The sequence below is a fragment of the Paenibacillus jepli genome, assembly GCF_047238105.1.
GTDB lineage: Bacteria > Bacillota > Bacilli > Paenibacillales > Paenibacillaceae > Paenibacillus_D.
In genome coordinates this window covers 977261-998001 of record NZ_JBDFMD010000001.1, presented here as the reverse complement: position 1 = coordinate 998001, position 20741 = coordinate 977261, and the positions used below count along the sequence as shown (strand labels likewise).

At 50.7% G+C, this 20741-nt stretch carries 14 protein-coding genes and 1 pseudogene; 12 read left to right on the top strand and 3 right to left on the bottom strand.

The genetic code is table 11. The annotated features are described in order from the left end of the window. Positions 1 to 37: 37 nt before the first annotated feature. The 7 genes and pseudogenes from ABC336_RS04600 to ABC336_RS04570 form a co-directional block, all read left to right on the top strand. A pseudogene (locus tag ABC336_RS04600) lies at positions 38 to 205 on the top strand (response regulator); the annotation flags it as partial. Between the two features lie 255 nt (positions 206 to 460). After that, on the top strand, positions 461 to 1000 hold the full coding sequence (locus ABC336_RS04595) for a helix-turn-helix transcriptional regulator (RefSeq protein ID WP_413242436.1): 540 nt from the start codon (positions 461 to 463) through the stop codon (positions 998 to 1000). A 234-nt stretch (positions 1001 to 1234) separates the two neighbouring features. Then, complete coding sequence (locus tag ABC336_RS04590; RefSeq protein WP_413237552.1) at positions 1235 to 2596, top strand: ABC transporter substrate-binding protein; 1362 nt, start codon at positions 1235 to 1237, stop codon at positions 2594 to 2596. A gap of 99 nt (positions 2597 to 2695) precedes the next feature. Continuing rightward, positions 2696 to 3580: a carbohydrate ABC transporter permease gene (locus tag ABC336_RS04585; protein ID WP_413237551.1), complete on the top strand. Its 885-nt coding sequence runs from the start codon at positions 2696 to 2698 to the stop codon at positions 3578 to 3580. A gap of 13 nt (positions 3581 to 3593) precedes the next feature. Then, positions 3594 to 4406 carry a carbohydrate ABC transporter permease gene (locus tag ABC336_RS04580; protein WP_413237550.1) on the top strand — a complete coding sequence of 271 codons (813 nt, stop codon included), beginning with the start codon at positions 3594 to 3596 and terminating at the stop codon, positions 4404 to 4406. A gap of 266 nt (positions 4407 to 4672) precedes the next feature. Then, positions 4673 to 9979, top strand: a complete 5307-nt coding sequence (locus tag ABC336_RS04575; RefSeq protein WP_413237549.1) for a DUF4972 domain-containing protein — start codon at positions 4673 to 4675, stop codon at positions 9977 to 9979. Positions 9980 to 10071: 92 nt separating this feature from the next. After that, complete coding sequence (locus ABC336_RS04570) at positions 10072 to 11106, top strand: S-layer homology domain-containing protein (RefSeq protein WP_413237548.1); 1035 nt, start codon at positions 10072 to 10074, stop codon at positions 11104 to 11106. 77 nt (positions 11107 to 11183) lie between these two features. Here the strand turns inward: ABC336_RS04570 and ABC336_RS04565 are convergent, their stop codons facing one another. Beyond that, positions 11184 to 12404, bottom strand: a complete 1221-nt coding sequence (locus ABC336_RS04565) for an MFS transporter (protein ID WP_413237547.1) — start codon at positions 12402 to 12404, stop codon at positions 11184 to 11186. 98 nt (positions 12405 to 12502) lie between these two features. On the opposite strand from ABC336_RS04565, the gene ABC336_RS04560 reads away from it, so the two are divergent. Further along, positions 12503 to 13255 (top strand): MerR family transcriptional regulator, encoded by a 753-nt coding sequence (locus ABC336_RS04560; protein WP_413237546.1) that lies wholly within the window; start codon positions 12503 to 12505, stop codon positions 13253 to 13255. Positions 13256 to 13344: 89 nt separating this feature from the next. Here ABC336_RS04560 and ABC336_RS04555 read toward each other — a convergent pair whose 3' ends face one another. Continuing rightward, complete coding sequence (locus ABC336_RS04555; RefSeq protein WP_413237545.1) at positions 13345 to 14184, bottom strand: oxidoreductase; 840 nt, start codon at positions 14182 to 14184, stop codon at positions 13345 to 13347. A 247-nt stretch (positions 14185 to 14431) separates the two neighbouring features. Between ABC336_RS04555 and ABC336_RS04550 the strand changes: the two genes are divergently transcribed. The 3 genes from ABC336_RS04550 to ABC336_RS04540 are packed head-to-tail and all read left to right on the top strand — an operon-like array spanning position 14432 to position 18204. Then, positions 14432 to 15076 (top strand): TetR/AcrR family transcriptional regulator, encoded by a 645-nt coding sequence (locus ABC336_RS04550; RefSeq protein ID WP_413237544.1) that lies wholly within the window; start codon positions 14432 to 14434, stop codon positions 15074 to 15076. 38 nt (positions 15077 to 15114) lie between these two features. Further along, positions 15115 to 17304 carry a glycoside hydrolase family protein gene (locus ABC336_RS04545; protein WP_413237543.1) on the top strand — a complete coding sequence of 730 codons (2190 nt, stop codon included), beginning with the start codon at positions 15115 to 15117 and terminating at the stop codon, positions 17302 to 17304. A gap of 57 nt (positions 17305 to 17361) precedes the next feature. Beyond that, positions 17362 to 18204 carry an ion transporter gene (locus ABC336_RS04540; RefSeq protein ID WP_413237542.1) on the top strand — a complete coding sequence of 281 codons (843 nt, stop codon included), beginning with the start codon at positions 17362 to 17364 and terminating at the stop codon, positions 18202 to 18204. Between the two features lie 66 nt (positions 18205 to 18270). On the opposite strand, the gene ABC336_RS04535 is transcribed toward ABC336_RS04540, so the two are convergent. Beyond that, entirely contained in the window at positions 18271 to 19275 is a 1005-nt protein-coding gene (locus ABC336_RS04535; protein ID WP_413237541.1) for an aldo/keto reductase, read from the bottom strand. 182 nt (positions 19276 to 19457) lie between these two features. On the opposite strand from ABC336_RS04535, the gene ABC336_RS04530 reads away from it, so the two are divergent. Further along, positions 19458 to 20648 (top strand): DUF4317 domain-containing protein, encoded by a 1191-nt coding sequence (locus ABC336_RS04530; protein ID WP_413237540.1) that lies wholly within the window; start codon positions 19458 to 19460, stop codon positions 20646 to 20648. Positions 20649 to 20741 lie beyond the last annotated feature (93 nt).

The following is a 20741-nucleotide window of genomic DNA, read 5'->3' as shown; positions in this document are numbered from 1 at the left end:
ATTGAGGCGGAATCTGCCTGCCCTTGTTCAGCAAGCCATGGAACCAACATTATGCTGCGAGGGATTCTTTAATGAAAAGGGCCAATTTGTCCTTGTGTTTGGTTCGAAAGACCACGAGGTGCACGACATAGGGGCGCAGTGTGAATCGATAGGCGCGAGGATGTCGGCGGCCCATGGATGGGCCTATACCATTGGTCTGGGGAACGGGCATGATGGCCTGGAGGGCGTGTCCGCCTCTTACAAAGAGGCCCTCTATGCGCTCAAGCATCGCTATCTGCTTGGGGGCAATCGCGTGATCGGGTATTCGCACATTACACGGTCGGCCATGAAGGTCCATCTCTATTCCATGGAGAAGCGGAGCAGCTTCTTGAAGAGTATGCGAACAGGCAATGCACCGGAGGTAGAGGCATGGCTGAGCGAATTTTTCAACCATGCCCGATTAAAGCAGGCCTCTCTGGACATGCTGCTTGTGGCTGGTTTTGAAATCTATTCGACATGCATGGAGTTCTTGGAGGAAACCTCTCAGGATATCCATGAGATCGTCCATAGTCGGTCTGAGCCTGATCTGTTCGGACTCGTAGAAAGAATGGACTCGTTTAGTGAGTTTGAGGATTGGATCCGGAGTCTGATCGGCAGGATCATGCTCCATGTTCATGCGAAAAAGTCCAGTCGGTCCGCAGTTATTGTAGAAGAGGTCAAGGCGTACATTACAGCACATTATTGCAACGAAGAATTGAAGATTGAGGACATTGCCAGAGGCGTCCATATGAATTACACCCATCTCTGCTATGTATTCAAGAAAGAGACCGCCTCTACGATCAATGATTATTTAACGCAAGTCAGAATGCAAAAGGCAAAGGAGCTGTTTGACCAGGGCTATCTTATCGTTCAGGATGTTGCGAGCAGGGTAGGGTATTCGGATGCCAATTATTTCGGGAAATGTTACAAAAAGTATTCGGGGATTACGCCTAGTAAGTATATAAGCAACGTCAGCAAATAAGAGGAATTATTCAAATCAAGTGATCCAATCCTTTCATCGTCTGTCAGAGCGGAGCCTTCCGAAGCCTCTGACAGACGTTTTTACTTGCTGCCAGACAAGTGCCGACAATATTCCTTCCCCACCTAAAATAGTCTCTGTTAGAGGCTGGGGCTGCTAGATAAAATAAAACGTGTAGATGGTAGCGCTCTCTTGAGTGGGCTGTCATCCTACAGAAAAAAACGGGAGGTCAGAACATTGAAATCAAATCGCGCAATTTATTTAACGGCTTTGCTGGCTTGCACAATGATGGCTGCGGCAGCTTGTTCGTCTACCACCAATTCGCCTGCACCTGCGCCTGCACCATCACCTTCGCCTTCGACGGGCGCTTCAGAACAAACCAATGGGGGGAAGACAAACGAGGAAAAAATCAAGCTTCGTGTCATGACCCTCACGACGGATGAAAACCGCAATAACATCATGGACCAATTTATCAAGCCCAATCTGGCCGAGGCGTTTCCTAACCTGGAGGTCGAATTCGAGCCAGGCGGCGGCGGTGAGGATATGGCGAACAAGATCAAAACCTATAATGCTTCCGGAGATATGCCGGATGTGTTCTGGAATGATGCCGGCTTCTTCACTTCCTTGAATCAGGCAGGCAATATTATGGATTTGAAGCCTCATATTACAGAAAGCGGTTTTCTGAACAAATATAAAGTACCTGAAGCCCTGGAGCATTTTGATGGCAAGATTTATAGCATTGCTTCTGGCGCGGATACGTATTTCACACCGGTTATTTTCTATCACAAGGATCTGTTCGAACAAGCAGGCGCAGAAGTGCCCCAAACCTTCGATGAGCTGATCGAGGTGTCGAAGAAGCTGAAGGATAACGGCATTGTTCCGGTGGCAACGCCGGGCAAAGACGGCTGGGCACCGAAGCTGTTCATGCTTCAGCAGATGATCCAGATTGAGGACCCGGAGGCAATGAGCAAGCTGGTCAACAATCAGACAGACTTCAATGATCCCTCCGTTATGGCAGGGGTGGAGCGGATTGAACGACTGGTCAAGGAAGGTGTCTTCGCAGATGGCATTGCCAATCTCGATTATGGTCCGGCGATGGAAATGTTTACGTCCAAGCGCTCAGCCATGCTGTGGATGTTCACGTGGGAATTGCCGAATATGGCGAAAATCGAAGGGGTCGATTTCTTCCCGTTCCCAAGCGCAGGACCAGCGTATGACCAGAACAAAGTAGTTCAATTCTGGGGCTCTCCATTGAACGGCTATGCCGTCAGCGCCAAGACAGCTCACCCGGATGAGGCCGTCCAACTGGCCGAGTTCCTGGCGATGCAGGATGCCTTGTATTTCGAATCAGTCGGTTCAGCCATTGCGTTGGAGACCGGCAACACGCCATCGGATCTGGAGCCGTTGATGGAGAAGTTCTTGACTTGGTACAATGCGGCGGAAGTGATGATTCCTTCGATGGCGCTCAATTCTCTCGATGCGCGGATGTCCTCGGAGATGTCAACTCAGGGGGCCAGACTGCTGACGGGTGAATATCCGGCCGCCGATTTCATCAAGGTCATCAACCAGGAGTGGGAAGCCAATACATGGTTTGATTAAGGAATCGTTTGTCATGGCATAGAGATAAGGTCATCCCGCCGGACGCACGTCTGGCGGGCCCATGCCTGCGATTGAACTACGGATAGTGGAGAGTGAGCTATGAACAAGTATTTCAGCACCAAGCTGTCGATAACCGTCTTTGCTGCTCCTGCTTTAATCTTATTTACCCTGTTCTGTGTCTACCCGCTATTGCCGCAATTATGGATGAGCTTCCATAACCATAATGGCTTTCAGAATCTGGGGTTTGTTGGTCTTGATAACTATTGGAGCGTCATGCAGCAATCCTCGTTCTGGGTGGCGCATAAGAATACGTATTTAATTGTCGGCATGTCCCTCTTGATCGGACTGCCGCTTTCCATGATCCTGGCGCTTTTTATCGATGCCCAGACACCGAAGCTGCGAAGGTTTTTCAAAACCGCTGCGATGTTCCCGGCGATTCTGTCCGTCATCGTCATCTCCCAGATCTGGGTGGCCTTCTATGAGCCGAACTGGGGTTTGTTCAATACGATATTGAGGGCCGTGGGATTGGATCACCTGACCCGTTCCTGGCTGACCAACTCGAACACGGTTATGGCGAGCATCGGCTTGACGTTCCTGTGGCAGTACATCGGCTTGAACGCCATCCTGTTGTATACCGGGATCAAGACGATTCCCAAAAATTATTATGAGGCTGCCCTGATTGATGGCGCCAATCCTATTCAAGTCAGCCTCCGCATTACGATTCCCTTGCTGCAAGACGTTATCAAATATGTCCTCATTCTCTCGACTTTAGGCTCTATGGCTTTCTATGCCCATGTCCGGGTGATGACGGCCGGCGGTCCGGGCGATTTATCAAGAACCGTGATTTATCAGATGTATTACACGGCGTTTGATACCTCGCAATTTGGTAAGGGAACAGCCATTGCCGTTATTTTTGTCCTGCAGTGTCTGCTGATTTCCTTCCTTATCCAACGTTTCGTCGCCCGTGAAAAAGTAGAGTTTTAGGAGGCATGGGACAGTGAACTATTTATTTCGCGTATTTTGGGTGGTCATCGGCTGCACCTTTCTATTTCCGTTTTACTGGATGATCACCACATCCTTGAAGTCCAGATCTGAAGCGTATGAGAATCAGTTCGGCTTGCCTCAGTCCTGGGAATGGCAGAATTACACCGAGGTTTTAGCCAAATATGATTTTTTGCTGTATTTCAAGAACAGCTTTATCTACACAGGCGGCACCATCGCGATTACGCTTCTCGCGGGGACGATGCTTGCTTATTGCTTGAGCCGGATGTCTTGGAAGTGGAATGGGACGATGCTGTTCTATGTCTCTTTGGGGCTGATCGTGCCGATAGAGGTCGTTGTCATTCCGTTATTTCAATTGGTGAAGTCGCTCCATATCAATGACACGCACTTTGCGCTGATCTTGCCCTATACCGGTTTCTCTCTGGCGGCATGCGTGCTGATGCTCTATGCCTTCCTGCGGTCTCTGCCCAAAGAGCTGGAGGAGGCGGCCTGTATCGATGGAACCAATGTGTACCAGGCGTTCTTCCGGATTATCTTCCCGATTGTCATGCCGGCGCTCATGACGCAGACCGTCCTGATCTTCATGCGGGTCTGGAACGAGTTCCCGCTAGCTTTCATTCTCGGAGCCAGAGAGCAATTCCGGCCGCTTACCGTAGGGCTGCACAGCTTTTTTGTCAGCGTTGGGGTGTCCCACTGGGGACTGATCGGGACAGCTATGCTCATGACAAGCCTGCCTACGATGTTGATTTACATGATTGGCAATGAAAAGATCGAGAACGCTCTAACGGCAGGAGCCATTCTTAAATAATAAGGACGCAAGTATACGCGATTATGGAGGTGATCGGGCATGTAAAATTAGCACGCTTGTGAAAGCGCTTAAACTCTAATTGATTGAAGAAAAATGGCCGAAGAGGCACGGAATCGAATCTGGTCAACGCTTTCTGAAAGAAAGCGATTTCGGGAGCATATGCTGCGAAGCGTTCGCACAACAGCGATCGTAAGATCGATCCGTGACTTTAGGCTTCCTTTTCAACTGTTTAAGATTTTCACCTTATCTAGGGAGGTTATTTGAACGTGAGGAAAAGAGCATTCATATGGATGATGAGTTTGATGCTGGTCTTCTCCATGCTGCCCTTGTCGGCAGCGGCAGCTTCGGCCGACAGTGCGACGAGTAATGAGATAAGCAATACGGTGAGCCAAACAATCTATGTAGCTGCGACTGGCGACGATAGCACAGGTGACGGATCGCAAGCAAAGCCCTACAAAACCATTGCCAAAGCAAAAGAGATTGTGAGAACGCTTCCGAAAACCGGCGGTGATATCGTTGTTCAAATCGCGGATGGATTTTATTCGCTGGATGAAACGCTGGTCTTTGACAAGAACGATTCCGGCAGCGCCAGCAGCACGATCCGGTATGAAGCGGCTCCTGGAGCGAAGCCCGTCATCAGCGCCGGTGAAATGCTGGACAAGGGAGTATGGACCGAAGCGGTTGGCCTGACTCACACGAACGGCTTGACGGCGTATAAAACGACCCTTGAACGGAGCGACAAGCTGCGTGCCATCTATGTCAATGACAAGCGAGCCAACATGACGCTGAGCCCGCAAATCGTGTCGGCTAACCGAACCGTCAATGGCACACCGACAGTCAGCTTCACCGGTGCGGATAATGATTGGGCATGGCGGGACGGCAATAATATCCGCGCCGGGATCGTATTCGATGCCAGCGTCGGTCTGAAGGCCGATACGAAAAACCCTCAAAACATCGAAGCCGAAAGCATGGGCGGCTCTACCGCCAGATGGGCGAGACCGTTTGTCACGTTCGCGTCAATCGAGCAGGCGCCGGAAGCGAGCGGCAAGCCTGGCGGGGTCATGCTCCGCTTCCAGATGCCGTACGGTGCGATCTCCCAGTCTTTGAGCAACAATACCCAATACAATCCTGGCAATAACCAAGTGATCCGCAACGCTTTCGAATTTTTCAACAAACGCGGAGATTTTTATTTTGACCAGGCAGAGAGCACGCTGTATTACATCCCGCTGGAAGGCGAGGACATCCATACCGCCGATGTGGTCATTCCGAGGCTGGAGACCGTCCTCGACATCAGAGGCATCCCTGTAGGGGACCGCTTGAGCCCTGTGGCGGGCTCGGATGATGGACGAGTGAAGCACATCACATTTAAGGGGCTGCGATTTGCCCATACCGACTACAAGCTGTTTGAACTGACAGGCACCTATACGCTAAGCGACGGAAGCGGTAAAGTAACGAGCAGCTCCCGCGGGTATGCGTCCGTTCAGGGCTCGATCGTGAACACGGTGTACTTCCCGAGCAGCATCAACTGGCATGAGACGTTCTACCGCGGGTATGACATCCCGCCCGCAGCGGTCATGATCAACGGGGCAAGAAATATCAAAGTGCTGGACGGCGATATTATGCTGACCGGCTTCAATGGCATCCATATCGAAAATGATGTCAAGGACATCGAAGTTACGGGCAACTATATTGCGGATACGCTCGCTTCGGGCATTGTCATCGGTCATCCGCACCATATCTATGAGAACGATAAGCCTGAAGTGCATGAATCCCGAATTTCGGTCTCGGGCACGCCCATCCGGAGCTGGGCAGGCGTGGACAAGGAAAAGTTCAAGTCGGGTACGGAAGCCGTGCCGGAGAACATCTATATCACGAACAACTTTTTGTTCAGGAACTGCTATGGATTCCCGGGAGCCAACTCACTCGCCTCCTTCTACACCACGAACATGCAGGTGCTGCACAACTACTTCTACGACTCCACTTATGGCGCGATGAGCATCGGCTGGGGCTGGGACGAGTACGACGGGTTCGGCTTCACGGCCCAAGGCACCAACAAGACCGGCGGCCCTTACCATGGGACGCACGAGACGAGTCTCGCCAGATCTCCAGAGATCACTACGACGTCCAGGAATAACAAGATCAGCTATAACCGGGTAGAGGAGATCTGTACGGTCGTTAACGACTCCGGGGCCATCTACTCCCTGGGCAGACAGGGAGATCCGGGCACGCTGCCGGATGGCGGGACGTGGGATACCATCAACACGCTCACCAACAATCCCGTCACCGACAAGACCAGCAACTGGCATCCGGACAACTGGACGAATTATACCGAGATGAACTACAACTTTCTGGATCCGAATCCGACGGGCAAACCGACGACCTCCAACAACTGGACGAACGGGTTCCATCCGGACGAAGGCAGCACATTTATCAAGATGATCGGCAATGTCGTGCAGTCCAAACTCTCGCATGCCCCCGGACAAAGCCGCCTGTTTGAGTTCAACAACTGGAAGCGTAAAAGCGATATGATCGCCATAGACGGTTACGTGGATGGCAACAACAACCAGAATGGCGCCCCCAGGATTACTTACGACAACTACAAAAGCGAAGCCCGCATTTGGCCGCTTAAGGGCAACGAAATCGTACTGAATTCGGGGTTGAAGAATGAATACACCCATATGATCCCAAGAAGCCTCATTGCCGATACCGAGTTCGAGCTGGCGTCCAACGTCATCATGGGCAATGGTGGGACGCTGAAACGCAGGGGGCTGCTGCAAGCCCAAGACACGGTTTGGCTCGCCCCTGCGAACACAACGGCCTTTGGTGAAAGCAATCGGATGACCAAAGCGGCCGGCGACGCCAAAACAATCAAAGCTCCTTCTGCAGCAGGGGAATACAAGCTGTATATCGTCTATGCCGACGGCAGAGCAACAGCGACGTCCAAGCATACGGTATACGTCGACCAGAGCGCGTCTGCCATTAACGTGGAGGACGGGCAAAGTTACGAGGTTTCATCGGTACGACCGCTTGAATTGACCTTGAGCGGAGAATACTCGTATACGCTTAACGGCAATCCCGTGGCGAGCGGATATAAAATCGCCACCGAAGGAAGCTGGACGTTGGTCGTCAGCACACCAGCCAATCCGAATGAAATGACCATCCAATTCACCACCACTGTATCTGTTGCAAACAAGCTGCTCCCGGCTGATGTGAACGTAGCCCCCGGCGGGAAAGTGAGATTCGCTATTGATTTGGATGATGCCACCAAAAAAATATGGATCTCCTCGTCGAGCGGTGGACATTTTGATGGCGGCGACGATGAGTCGGTGGCCTCGGGTGACGCGATCGGGATGAACGCCCCGATGGTGCCCGGACCCTACATTATCTATGTCCTGGCGGAGGACGGCGAAGTCTTGAGTCAATCGCACACTCGTGTTGTGGTAAGTGATACGACACTCGCCGACATTCCAAGAAATGGTCTCGACTTATGGCTCAAGGCCGATGAAGGCGTGGAAAGAGACAGCAGCGGCAATGTGACCGGATGGACAAATATGGGAAGCGTCCCGGCGAAGCTTGTCCCGGCAAATGTCCCCGGCAGCGGCGGCGACAATCTTGGAACACCAAACGGCAACCCCGCCATAAAGAAGGATGTATACGACTATGTGGAATTCGCGGCGAACTCCAGACCGCTAAAAGCGGCAGGTTTTAAAGATTATAACGGCAGTACGGAGATGACGATCTACACACTGGTTAGACCAACAACGACTGCCAACAACTCCAGCGACCAAAATGGCCTTGTTTACTTTGGTTTGAATGAGGCTTACCAGACATGGGCTGCCAACGATGGCTGGAGCGGGATTAATCTCGGTGTCGGAACCAACCGAGTCAACATTCGCTTTGGCAACGCCGACGGCAGCGTATCTGGCGGAGGCCAGCAGATTACAACTACAGCCACTGACGATCTGGTCAGCGTGCGAGCACAGCTGAACGGAACCCATCGAGCCGTCTTTGTAAATAACAACGTTATCGGCACGCCTGGGACCAACGCGAAGGCGCTTGCAGGGAACCGATCTGATCTGGGCGTCGGATACAGTATGTCGGCTTCAACCCCATTCCGCTTCCTGGGCAGAGTCTCGCAGATTCTTATCTACGACCGGGTGCTGACGGCTGACGAGATTACGAAAGTAGAGGCTTATTTTAACGAGGTCAAAGTCGGCCGTGGGGGATCCGCCAACCCGATTGACCCGACGGGGGTCGACAAAACCTTACTGACTGACTTCATAGGGGCCGTTAATAACCTGGACCATACGAAGTATACGATGGATTCATGGAACGTTTTTGCAAGCGCCTTAAGTGAGGCCCAAACTGCCGCTTCGGACGACGAGATCGGGCAGGATTCAGCGGATAATGCATATTATGCGCTGCGCAACGCATTTAAAGCGCTTCAAGTCAACCAAGAGCAAGAGAACGCAGAGCTCGGCGGTCCATCTACCGTCATCGCAGGACATCCTATTCATCTGTCCGTTGGCATCGACAATCTGGTCACGGGGATTGATGCGTTCTCCGTTGAAGTGAATTACGATCCGGCAAAATTCGAATTCGAGACCCGGACGGACGATGGCGGTGTGGTCAGCCTGGCCGATCGCGCGATTACCAATGTCCATCCTGATCTAAGCATCCTGGCAACTGCCGTCAAGCCGCAAACAGGGCAGATCCTTATCATCGCATCAACGAAAGGCAGTCTGTACCAAGACAGCGGCGAACTGTTCGTGCTCAATGGCAGCGCGGCAAGCAGCGCAGCTGCGGGCGGTACGAGCGTGTCTCTCTCAGACTTTGTGGTGACTGCACAAGCCTCTGCACGCAATATCAATGTAGAGGAAGCCGTGCTGGACATCCAAGTCAGATTGACAGATGGCTCAGGGCTCGCCGCCATTATCGAACAAGCGCAAGAGTTGCTGAGTGCAGCTACCGAAGGTACACAACCCGGGCAATATCCGGTCGGTTCCAAAGCTAGACTGCAAGAGGCCATTCAAGCGGCCATCCAGGTCCGGGATGATGCTGCCTCGACGGAGAGTGACATCGCGCAGGCGATTACAGCGCTCAATCAAGCGATCTCGGTGTTCAGAAGCAGTGTCATTGCTGATCCGAATGTCAACAAAGCCGAGTTGATCAAAGCCATTGACGCAGCGAAAGCTAAACTGGGCAGCGTAGAGGAAGGCACTAAAATCGGTCAATATTCCGCCGAGGCCATCGATGCGCTGGAAGCAGCAATCCAGCGGGCAGAGGCCGTGAAAAATGACGGATCTGCCTCACAGTCTACGGTGAACCAAGCCGTGACGGCGCTTCATGAAGCCGTACAAGATTTTGCTGCCGGCATCATTACGCTTGTACCGGGTCAAACCGCCGTGACGATTCTCGATCTGTCGTTCCTGGCGAAGTACTACGGTACGAAATCAAGCGATCCGGATTGGGTCCATGTCGAGAAGGCAGACTTGTTCGACAGCGGCGAGATTACGATTCGCGAATTGTCAGCCGTAGCAAGAATGATTGTTGAAAACTGGTTGTCCGAATAAGAGATATACCACACGGAGGCCGGCGTCACGCCGACCTCCATTTCTCTAAGCGATGCAAGGGTAAAATCTGCCGAAAAAGGATGGATCCGACGATGAGACGTAAACTCCTATTCCTCTGTCTAGCTCTGATGCTGTCACTCTCTCTTCTTCCTTATACCGCGCTTGCCAGGGAGGCTGCCTTTACCTTAACCGTGAACAATGAACGCCCTGCAGTCGGTCAGCATTTCCAGGTTACCGTGACCGGAGACAACTTGACCGATCTGTATGGCTATGAAATAAATCTGACCTTTGATACCAGCCGTTTGCGTTATGTGAAAGCGGAAAGCTCGCTGCCGGGCTTTTCCGTGCCGATGGCGCCTAAGGAAGGGAAGCTCGTATTTGCCCATACGAAGATCGGCAAAGTTGCCGGTGATAACGGAAAGGTGGTGTTGGCTACCATCACGTACGAGCTCATAGGGACAAGCTTGGAGCCTACAGCCATCGGTCTTGCTGAGGTGAAGCTCGTAAAGAGCGACCTCACCGCTACGAATCTTGTTACGAATGTCAGCCGGAGCGTGAGGCCTGCCGGTGAGCTGCCTGCGCTCTTCAACGATCTTGACGGTCACTGGGCGAAACAGGAGATCGAGCGGGCAGCCGGACTTGGCTTCGTGAACGGTTATCCCGACGGCACCTTCCGTCCGCAGCATCAGGTAACGAGAGCCGAGTTTGCCGTCATGATCGCCCGGGCGATGGAGCTTCCGTCCAGAGACGGCGCAGCGTTCGAGTTTGCTGATGCCGGCACGATTCCGGCTTGGGCCAGGCCGTCTGTCACCGAAGCCCAATTGGCCGGCGTGATTACGGGGTACGAGGACGGCACCTTCCGTCCGCACAGTTTGATCAACCGCACCGAGATGGTTGCCATGGTGATGCGGGCATCAGGACGTGCAGCTGACCAAGGTCTTAAGCCGACATTCGCCGATACCGACAGTATTGCGGCCTGGGCACACCCTTATGTGGCGGCGGCAGCCGAAGCGGGTCTGGTCAACGGAAGAGGCGATAACCGGTTTGTGCCTGCGGCTAATACGACCCGGGCGGAGGCGGTCGTTCTGATCTTGAGAATGCTTGACGCTCAACCGGCATCTCGATAGAGCTGATGCGCTGCCCACAAACAGTGGCGCTTCCTCGCCGGCATGCGAGGGAGCGCCCCTTTTACAGGTCAGCCTGGTCAGTAGTTAGAGGTATAGCCTCTGAACACTTTTCCTCTCCAGAGGGTGACAAGAGCAATCAGCAAGCCAACAATGGAGAAGGACAAAATAATGGATTGAATATCGAAGCCGCGGGAAACAAGTAAAGTTACAGCCGCATAAGCAAGAGGATCAAACCCGTTCATGGCCAGGAAGACGATACTCATGACTCTGCCCATAATGCGCGGGTCCGTATCTTCCTGAGCGGAGGTGAAGAAGGGAATCGAGACAAAGGTCATCGTAAACCCGATCAGGAACGCCAACGAAGTCAATATATATAGATTAGGAATTTGACTAAAGGCTATCGCTACCAGTAAGGTAGCAATCAGCCCTGCAATCGAGGTTAATCCCCTGCGGCGTATTTTGACGACCCCGATGATTGCGGTGCTTGCGAGCATCCCAACCCCTAACGCAGCATCAATGTAGCTGAGGTTCATCGGGGTTCCGCCATACGTTTCAACTAAGATGGGGATGGCTATCGATATGGCACCGAAGGCAAAGAAATTTAACGTAACAAGAATCAGTATGCCCGTAAGCAAGAATTTGCTGGCTTTAACATAAGTAAACCCTTCTAGTAAATCTTTAAGCGGCGTTTGTTTGATGGTGTTGTCCACAGGACCTTCTTTCAAGAAAGGGGGGAACATGAATAAAGCAGATAATAGCACGATAATGGATGCGACCATATAGCCTGACGTTACACCTCCAAACTCCATGACACTTCCGGCAATAATCGGTCCAATCACAAAACCAATTTGCCCGAGACCCTGAATGACGGCATTGGCTTGTTTGATTTGTTCTTTCGGTACCATTTTTGGAATGAGCGATGTTCCGGCTGGTCCTGAAAAAGCATCCAATGTCCCAAAACAAAATCCTAAAACAATCAAATACCCAAAGGTTAATAGGTCGTTATATTTCAACAAAAATATGATGACGAGCAGAATGCCTTGAATGGAGCTTGTACTGAACATAATTGTCGTTTTCTTAAACTTATCTGCCAGCACTCCGCCAAACGCCATCATAACAATACGCGGCACCGTAATGGCAATAAGGATGAGACCTAAGGAACGGGCAGAGGCCAATTCCGAAATGACAAACCAGGTCGTGGTCATATAAAACATGGTGAACCCAATAATGGCAAAGAAACTACCGAGAAACAGAAATAAAAAAGCACGGTTCTTAAATAACGATTGTGGTGATCCCATACTATCCTTCCTCTCAGATGTAAGATACAATCAATCATAGGTTGTGACGTTATGTCGTAAGCAAGCCTTTCATCGAAAGAATGGTAAGGGGGCTTAACATGGAAGTAACCATTGGCCAGTTTGCAAAATTAGTGGATTCAACGGTTAGAACCATACGGTACTATGATAAAATCGGGTTGCTGAGACCACAGAAAACGAACAAGAATGGCCGCAAAGTGTATACAAGGTCAGATGTGGAATTGTTCCAGCAGATTATGATCTTAAAACATTTTGGTCTTTCTTTGGATGAGATAAAAGAGCATATGACCAACGAAGCGTTGAAAAGCCGCGATCTCATGCATATCCAAAAGAAGCTTATTCAAGAGAAACAAGCAGAATTAGAAGATATGTTAGAAGTGATTAAGAGGATGGAGCGGTTGTACCAGGCTGAGGGCATGGCTGAGGAGGAGTTGGATGAATTTGCTTTTATTATGCTTGACGTACTCCGCCGGGAAAAGAAGCAGATTCAAGCTTTAGAAACGTACTTTAAGACGGACAAGCAGATTATGGGGGAGTTAAAGCAGCTCCGCGATCCGGCCTATCAAGAAAGGATGGATCTGAATGTATGGTATTTGCTGCAAGCCGTCAGACGTGCGATTCAGCATGATGATCCTGCAAGCAGAGATCAAGTGAGGGAGAGGATTGATGATATGAACCGGCTGTTCCCAACGAATAAAAACGTGTTGCGTCTTATGGAGGATAACCGGTTTTTGGAGACACACAATCATGAGTTTAACAATTATATTCCTGAAGACATAGCAGATTATTTGGGGAGGGAAATCCAAGCGTATTATCAAGATGAGGCGTTCTGAACAAGCCATCACGACGGCTTCAGCCAAGGATCAACTTTGCTTATCAATGGATTTAGAAGAAGACATTCCCGCTTGGTGTGGTGAGATTTTTAGGTTTGCTGGCTGTTCACCTTAAACATACGATATAGTATACGGTCAAACATGCGGTCGGACAACAAGTAGCGCATAAGGAGTACAGGTTTGGCATTTCCTGCCGCATATCTGGTCTTCGGGTTTTTGGCCAATATCGCTTTCGATACTAAGTCAGCAATACGATTGGGAGAGTAGATATTACTTGATTTTTCAAGGGCTTTAAAGGCGTCAATAAATGAAGCCGTCAATGAGCTGTACGCTGTATTCCCCGATGTCTTGCGGACATGATCGATGGCGACATCCGCCCATTCGCTCTCAGTAGCGCCTGGTTCGATGACGATGACGTCGATCCCGAACGGCTTGACCTCCAGACGAAGACAGTCGGAGTAGCCCTCCAGCGCATGCTTGGCGGCATGATACCAGGCGCCCAGCAAGGTGTAGACTTTGCCGCCTGCCGAGGACGTATTGATGATCTTCCCCGAACGTTGCCCCCTCATATAAGGAAGCACGAGCTGAGTGAGCCGGCTTAAACCGAACAGGTTCACTTCAAACTGACGTCTCGCTTCTTCGATAGGGACATCCTCCACAGCCCCGTAGGAGCCATATCCAGCGTTATTGAATAACACGTCAATCCTGCCTTCCTCCTCGATGATCCGACCCACTGCGCTCGTCATCGATGCATCGTCAGTCAGATCCATCGCGATGACCCGGGCGCCCTTCGATGCGATATCCTTCATCAGCTCCATACGTCTGGCAGCTCCGTACACGATATACCCCTCATGCAACAGCTGCAGCACCGTTGCTTTCCCGATGCCTGCCGAGGCCCCGGTAACAAGCACAACCTTTGGTTTACTCATATTCATCAACCTTCCCGATATTAATTGACGTTACGTCACGTTACTTAAGAATAGTATAAAGGTAATCTTAGAATCCTGCAAGAGGAATGTGTTATAATTTTGAAATATAAGCGTATATGATTTCTCATCTACTTGGCTTGTATTTCTCCGGAATGAAACGCGCTGCGCCGCGTGCTTACGAAGCCAGTTTTGCTTTGCAAAACTCTTAGGCGAAGCCGTTTCACCTTGCCGAAAGGAGTTAGGTAACATGGAATTCGATCGGGTACGAAATGAGGAGCAGCGGAAGATTCGCATCGAGCAAATCAAGAATGCGGCGATTAAATTGTTTGATACAGAACAATTTCACGAGATTGATCTGGCCAAAATTGCCAAAGAAACGACTTTTACTCGTGGAAATCTATATAAATACATCTCGTCCAAGGAAGAGATCTACCTGATGGTGGCGCTGGATGAAATGCTAGGTTGGGTTGCCGACCTCAGGACCACGTTTGTTAAAGACATGACAGAAGATATTCCTGCGTTTTCACAGCAGTGGGCCCAAGCCGCCGATCGGCATCCACGCTTCCTGAAGCTGATCTCCATGCTCTTCACCATCATTGAGCGGAATGTGACGCTGGAGAAACTGGTTGAGTTCAAGAAGCAATATATGCTAGCTATAGCCGAGGTAGGCCAAGTCATCGCTACAGCTTTCCCTTCCTGGGATGATAAGACGATTGCTAAATTCCTTGATTTGCAGTCTCACTATGTCGTCGGACTATTTCCCTATACTGCGCCTGCCCCGATCCAGAGAGAGGCGATGGAACAATCAGGATTTCATGTGGAACCTATACAATTTGTAGATAAGCTGGCTGAGTTTGTGGCATATACGGTGCGATATCTCAACGAGCGATAGCGAAGCAGCACATTAATCAATAGATGGGAGGAATCGAAATGAAACTTGTAAACAGCGAATATGAGCTTTCTTTCACAGACGGAGGCGTGGAGGTGTTAAAGGGCGGGAGGCGGCTTTATTATAACCGACGGCCGATGTTTGTAACGGTTAAGACGGCAATGGCTTTGAATGAGTTTTATGACAAGGCCTACAGCGAGATAGAAGCGTCGGGTAACCAAGTCATTGCCAAAGGTACGCTTGCCGTGCCGGCCGGCTCGGAATTCTCATTTGTCGATGCCTATGAAGCCGCCGGTCCGGGGTTTAGAGTAACCCGGAAGGTCCAGGTATTGAAGGCTGGTGACGATCTTGGCTTCTCCACCAAGATTTCCTTCGTGATGGCTGAATCGGAGGACACGCGCGATTACAACTGCTTCGCTCCGGGCGTATGGTATAAACAGAATGAATTCGCACGCGAGACGGACTTTGGCAAAGACCTGGACGGCGAGTATTTCTGGCGTATGGAGACCGGATCCGCCCTGCCGCTCTTCGCGATGCACCATATCGCTTCCGGCGAGATGGCGGCGTTATCGCGCTGGACTTCCGACGTCACGATGCGTTCCCTTGATATCAAGCTGGCTGGCAACCACGTGGACCCCAAGTTTACGATTGGCGCTATCGGCATGAGCAAGCCGAAGAACCGGACGATGAATTACCTGTATTATGGTTTTCCTGTTCGCAAGGATTTTGAAGCCCAGGTAGACGGGTTGTCCATCGATTACATCTATCCCGGCTGTAACGGACAGATGTCTGCTGCCAGGAGATATGCCGGTTTGGATTACAAGGGCGAATCGAAAAGCTTCAATCGTGTCAACCATCCGGTAGAAGTCGGATTTGAACAAAGCTATTCAGTAGCGCTTCAATTCGGTCACTATCCGGACTATCAGCTCATGATGCGCGATATCTGGAGGACCACCTACGATCGGATGCGGGATCAGCTGTTTGAAGTCGATAATGAACGTCACTTCCACAATTGTATGCGTATGTTGACCCATTATACAAGGCAATATGGAGACGCTTACGGTTTGCCGTTTTCCTGTCAATTCCCCAACATGGACGTGTCCAGTGTATCGTTTCAATTCGGATTTGTCGGACAGCAGCCGGGGATCGGTTATCAGCTGCTTCGATATGGAGACAAAGAGAACAACGCGGAGTCTTATGAAAAAGGAATGAACATCGTTGATTTTTGGGTCAGGTCCGCGATGACCGACTCCGGCCTGCCGCAGATGTGCTATCATCCCGGGATCGGGGCGTTCGAACCTTACCCGCATTATATCCGGATGCTGGCAGACGGCATCGAGAATATATTGGACGCCTGGTTATATATGCATAAGAAGGGCGAGGAGAAGCCCGCCTGGTTGGCATTTTGCAAAAAAACAGCGGATTGGATTGTAGACATCCAAAATGAGGACGGCAGCTTCTACCGAGCTTACAATACAGACAGCTCCATTCGTATGGACTCCAAGGCCAACACCCCAAGCGTCATTCGGTTCCTGGTCCAGTTCTACCTGGTGACCGGCGATGAACGGTACAAAACTGCGGCAATCAAAGCAGGGACTTGGTCATTCGACAACGCCTATCGGAACCTGGAATACCGCGGAGGGACTTGCGACAACACCGATGTTCAGGATAACGAGGCTGGCATCTATGCGATGTGGGGATTCTTGGCGCTGTATGACCTGACTGGCGAAGATAAATGGCTGGAGGGTGCGATCGGGGCTGCAGATTATACGGAGACGTGGACGTATGCGTGGACTTTCCCGGTGACGACCCCATGGCCTGTGCATCCCTTCAACAAATATTCCATCAGTGGTCAGAGTATTATTACCATTGGCGGAGGAGCGGATGTCTATATGGCTGCTTGTTCCTATACGTATTACCGCCTGTATATCATCACCGGGGATGAGCATTATCTCGATTTTGCCGAATTCATTCATAAGAATACGAGGCAGTCCAATGATGTGGACGGCAGTATCGGCTATATTATGCCTGGTTTGGGCCATGAAGCGGGCAATTTTATCAACCAGGTATTGGAAAGTCATTATCACTGGCTGCCTTGGTGTACCTATGTAGAAATCGATCCCTCGTCGAGGCTGTATGACACGTTTGGCGGGTACGAGATTGCCGATGCCCAGAAGCTCAGCCCGCAAGAACGAGCCGAGCGCAATCGGATCTATGATCATTTTGTATGATGCTTGTTCACTTGTAGTATAATGAATCATTGAAACGATACTCACGGAAGGGAAACGGTGAGCAAGACCATGCACATCCATAAAGATAGCAATCGGGATAGGAGATCTATAAGAAGCTTCATAAGAGAGCTCGTAGAGCACAGGTACTTCCAACCGGCAGTGATCGGCATCATTCTCTTGAACGGAATTATTATCGTGTTGGAGACCTATTATGTCGGCCACCCGCTGTTGTTCGCCCTGGATCGCATCATTATTTGGATCTTCGTACTGGAGATGGTATTGAAGACAGTGGGGCTCGGTCCCAAAACATACTTGTCGGACAGGTGGCATAGATTTGATTTTGCGATCGTCGCGGCCAGTCTGATCTTTTATTCCACGCCATTTGTCAGCGTACTGAGGTTAGTTAGGGTATTGCGGCTCATTCGCATGATTCCGGCGATTCCCGCGCTGCGCAAAATTATCGATTCGCTTATGAAATCCGTGCCGGCCTTAGTCGGCATTCTGGGTCTCACGCTGCTCATCTTTTCGATTTATGCCATTATCGGCACGACCTTTTTTAGAGATGCCATGCCGTATGAGTTTTTTGGCAGCTTCCATACCTCCCTGTTCACGTTAGTCCAGGTCGTCACGTTTGAATCATGGGCCAGTCAGGTGGCGAGACCGGTTATCGAACAGATGCCGTGGGCTTGGACGTACTTTGTATCCTTCATTGTCGTGGGCGCCTTGGTCATACTCAATCTGGTGGTTGCTGTCATCCTGAGTTATCTCAACCAGGAGGACGATGCGAACCGCGAAGTGATGCTCGAGCAGATCATTCATGAGAATCAGTCGCTCAAGAAAGATATTCAGGAGATCAAGACCTTGCTTCTAGAGAGGGGAAGTCCTCGAGAAGGCCAATGATATAGACCCATTAGCGTGTCGGCGGCTCCCGGTATCCATAATGGATACCGGGAGCCGCCTGCTCTATCATGAATGGACAACTTCAGGATGATTCGGTAAGGGAGCATGAGGAGCAATCAGTTTTTGTTCCCGCAACTCCTCCCAGAATGCAGCAGGAATTGTTGTCTGGAATGCTTTTAGATTATCTGCAATACGTTCGGGACGGCTGGCTCCCGGGATGACGGCAGCCACAGCAGGATGTGCAGCTGAGAACTGCAGCGCCGCGGCTTTGAGGCTGACGTGATGGCGCTTCGCGATCTCGTTCATCCGGTCCAATTTGGAGATGACTTCTGCAGGTGCCTCTTCATAATCGTAATGAGGGCCGCCAGCTGTGACGCCCGAATTGTAAGGGGCGCCGACCACGATACGAACATTCTGCTTCGTGGCGGCGGGCATTAAGCGCTGCAAGGCATGCTCGTGGTTCAGCAGCGTGTACTTTGTTGCTTGCAGCACGATATCCGGCTTCGTTTCTTCCAGGGCAAGAGCCAGCTCGAGCGGTTCAGTCAGGTTCACGCCAATCCCCCACGACTTGATCACGCCTTCCTTGCGGAGCCGGGTCAATACCCGGAACGCTCCGGTTCTTGCTTCTTCAAATTTGGCCAGCCACTCCTCCCCATGAAAATCCGGCGAGATGTCATGAACATAGACGATATCGATCCGGTCCGTTTGCAGACGCTCCAAGCTCTGACGAATCGATTCCATGGTGCCTTCTGCGGTATAATCATCCACAATTTTGTTCTTGCGGCCGAATGCGAACAACCCCTTGCGATCCTCCGTTGTATCCGGGGAGATGACCCGGCCGACCTTTGTGCTGAGCACATAATCGTCGCGCTGATAAGAGGATAACACTTGTCCGAGCCGCAGCTCGGCAAGTCCGGCACCATAGAACGGAGCCGTGTCAAAATATCGTATGCCCTGCTCCCAAGCTTCCTGAATCGTGGCCCGGGCTTCCTCCTCAGGAATGTCTCGGAACATGTTGCCTAGCGGAGCCGTGCCCAAGCCGATTTTCTTTGTTTCATTTAATGCAGTCATATGCGTTTACCTCCTTTTTCCCTCTTTAACCGAAGTGACTTGGTTTAAACACGAGAACCTTAGCGTCAAGCTGCGTCTTTGAGCTTTCCTTTTTGTCAAAGCGGCGGTACAATCAATTAGAACGCGTATTCGTATAGCGGGTTAAGACAACAGGAGTAAAGTTAGGAGATGGCTCTGCAATTATGATCAAAAAAGAAGTCGCACATATTCGCAAGCAGTTCAAGTTGGACCATGAGATGCTCACGATTCACGATATTCTAAATGCCTATATTATGAAAGATAGCGAAGAAATTTATCATTACGAATGCCAGCCGTTCGCGATGGTCGAGCGGGAGAAGCAGGAGCTGTATATGCTCAATTTCAAAAAACTGCTGACCGGGGAACTGGATCAAAAGCTGTTCGAATTGAAGTTCATGGAGGAGGCGGAGGATCCGACCCGTGTGCTTCTTCATCAGGGCATGGTGACCGGGGATACCGAAGAGTGGATGAATCTGATGCTGCATCTGGTAGAGAAAATGCTCAAGGACAACAGGTATGAGCGCGATACGGTGGTCACGTTCGTACGCGGGCAATATTATCGTCCAACCAAAGGTCGTAACGATGAAGCCGAAGAAACCGGGAAGGACGAGATGTTCTCGCATCTGTTCATTCTGTGCAGTGTGAACTCCACAGAGCAGCAGCGCAAATCGCTCTTGTTCGATTATACCGAGCGGGAGTTTAAATACAATGTGAATGTTGATCCGATCATCAAGCTTAGCACGCCGGAACAGGGCTTTTTCTATCCTAGCGTGACAGACAATGTATCGGATGTGAACCGCGTTCTGTATTGCGTCGGGAAGATCAATGAACCGAATGTAAAATTCATTGAGGACGTGTTGAATGCGGAGCGCTCGGTGACGGCCATAGAAGAGCGAGGCATATTTGAAGAGATCGTCAGGGAGGTTGCGGGCGACCAGTTGGATGCTTCGACCATTTCTCAAGTGTATGAGGAAATCCATCGGGTGATCGAGGACAATGAAGAGGAAGAACCCCCGAAGCTGGATTACCGGGATATGGAGCAGCTGCTGACGGTCAGCGGCGTGCCGGATGTCACGGCGGAGAAGATGGAGCAAGCGTTCCAGAATGTCGTGGATGACAGGAATTATGAGCTCAAAGCCAGCAGCGTGATTCCCAAGTTTAATTCCAAATCCATCAAGATTCAGACCAAGGTGGCCTCGATTTCTGTCAGTCCGCAGGACTTGAAATACGTGAAACAGGTCAATTATCAGGGCAAACGATGCATCCTCATCGAGGTAGATGAAGATGTGGTGATTGAAGGGTTTACGTTAAATACCGAGACACTGTTTGGAGATCGCAAATTGGATAATGAATAGACATGGAGAGGGCACCATAGCGTTGGTGTCCTTTTGCGTGTATATTTTACGAGGAAAAGTTTGAAGCATGGGGATTGCCTTTCTTGAACAAAT

Coding starts and splice junctions, on each gene's coding strand:
- ABC336_RS04570 (WP_413237548.1), top strand. CDS start 10,072: ATGAGACGTAAACTCCTATTCCTCTGTCTAGCTCTGATGCTGTCACTC.
- ABC336_RS04545 (WP_413237543.1), top strand. CDS start 15,115: ATGAAACTTGTAAACAGCGAATATGAGCTTTCTTTCACAGACGGAGGC.
- ABC336_RS04560 (WP_413237546.1), top strand. CDS start 12,503: ATGGAAGTAACCATTGGCCAGTTTGCAAAATTAGTGGATTCAACGGTT.
- ABC336_RS04565 (WP_413237547.1), bottom strand. CDS start 12,404: ATGGGATCACCACAATCGTTATTTAAGAACCGTGCTTTTTTATTTCTG.
- ABC336_RS04595 (WP_413242436.1), top strand. CDS start 461: ATGCTGCTTGTGGCTGGTTTTGAAATCTATTCGACATGCATGGAGTTC.
- ABC336_RS04530 (WP_413237540.1), top strand. CDS start 19,458: ATGATCAAAAAAGAAGTCGCACATATTCGCAAGCAGTTCAAGTTGGAC.
- ABC336_RS04550 (WP_413237544.1), top strand. CDS start 14,432: ATGGAATTCGATCGGGTACGAAATGAGGAGCAGCGGAAGATTCGCATC.
- ABC336_RS04585 (WP_413237551.1), top strand. CDS start 2,696: ATGAACAAGTATTTCAGCACCAAGCTGTCGATAACCGTCTTTGCTGCT.
- ABC336_RS04555 (WP_413237545.1), bottom strand. CDS start 14,184: ATGAGTAAACCAAAGGTTGTGCTTGTTACCGGGGCCTCGGCAGGCATC.
- ABC336_RS04535 (WP_413237541.1), bottom strand. CDS start 19,275: ATGACTGCATTAAATGAAACAAAGAAAATCGGCTTGGGCACGGCTCCG.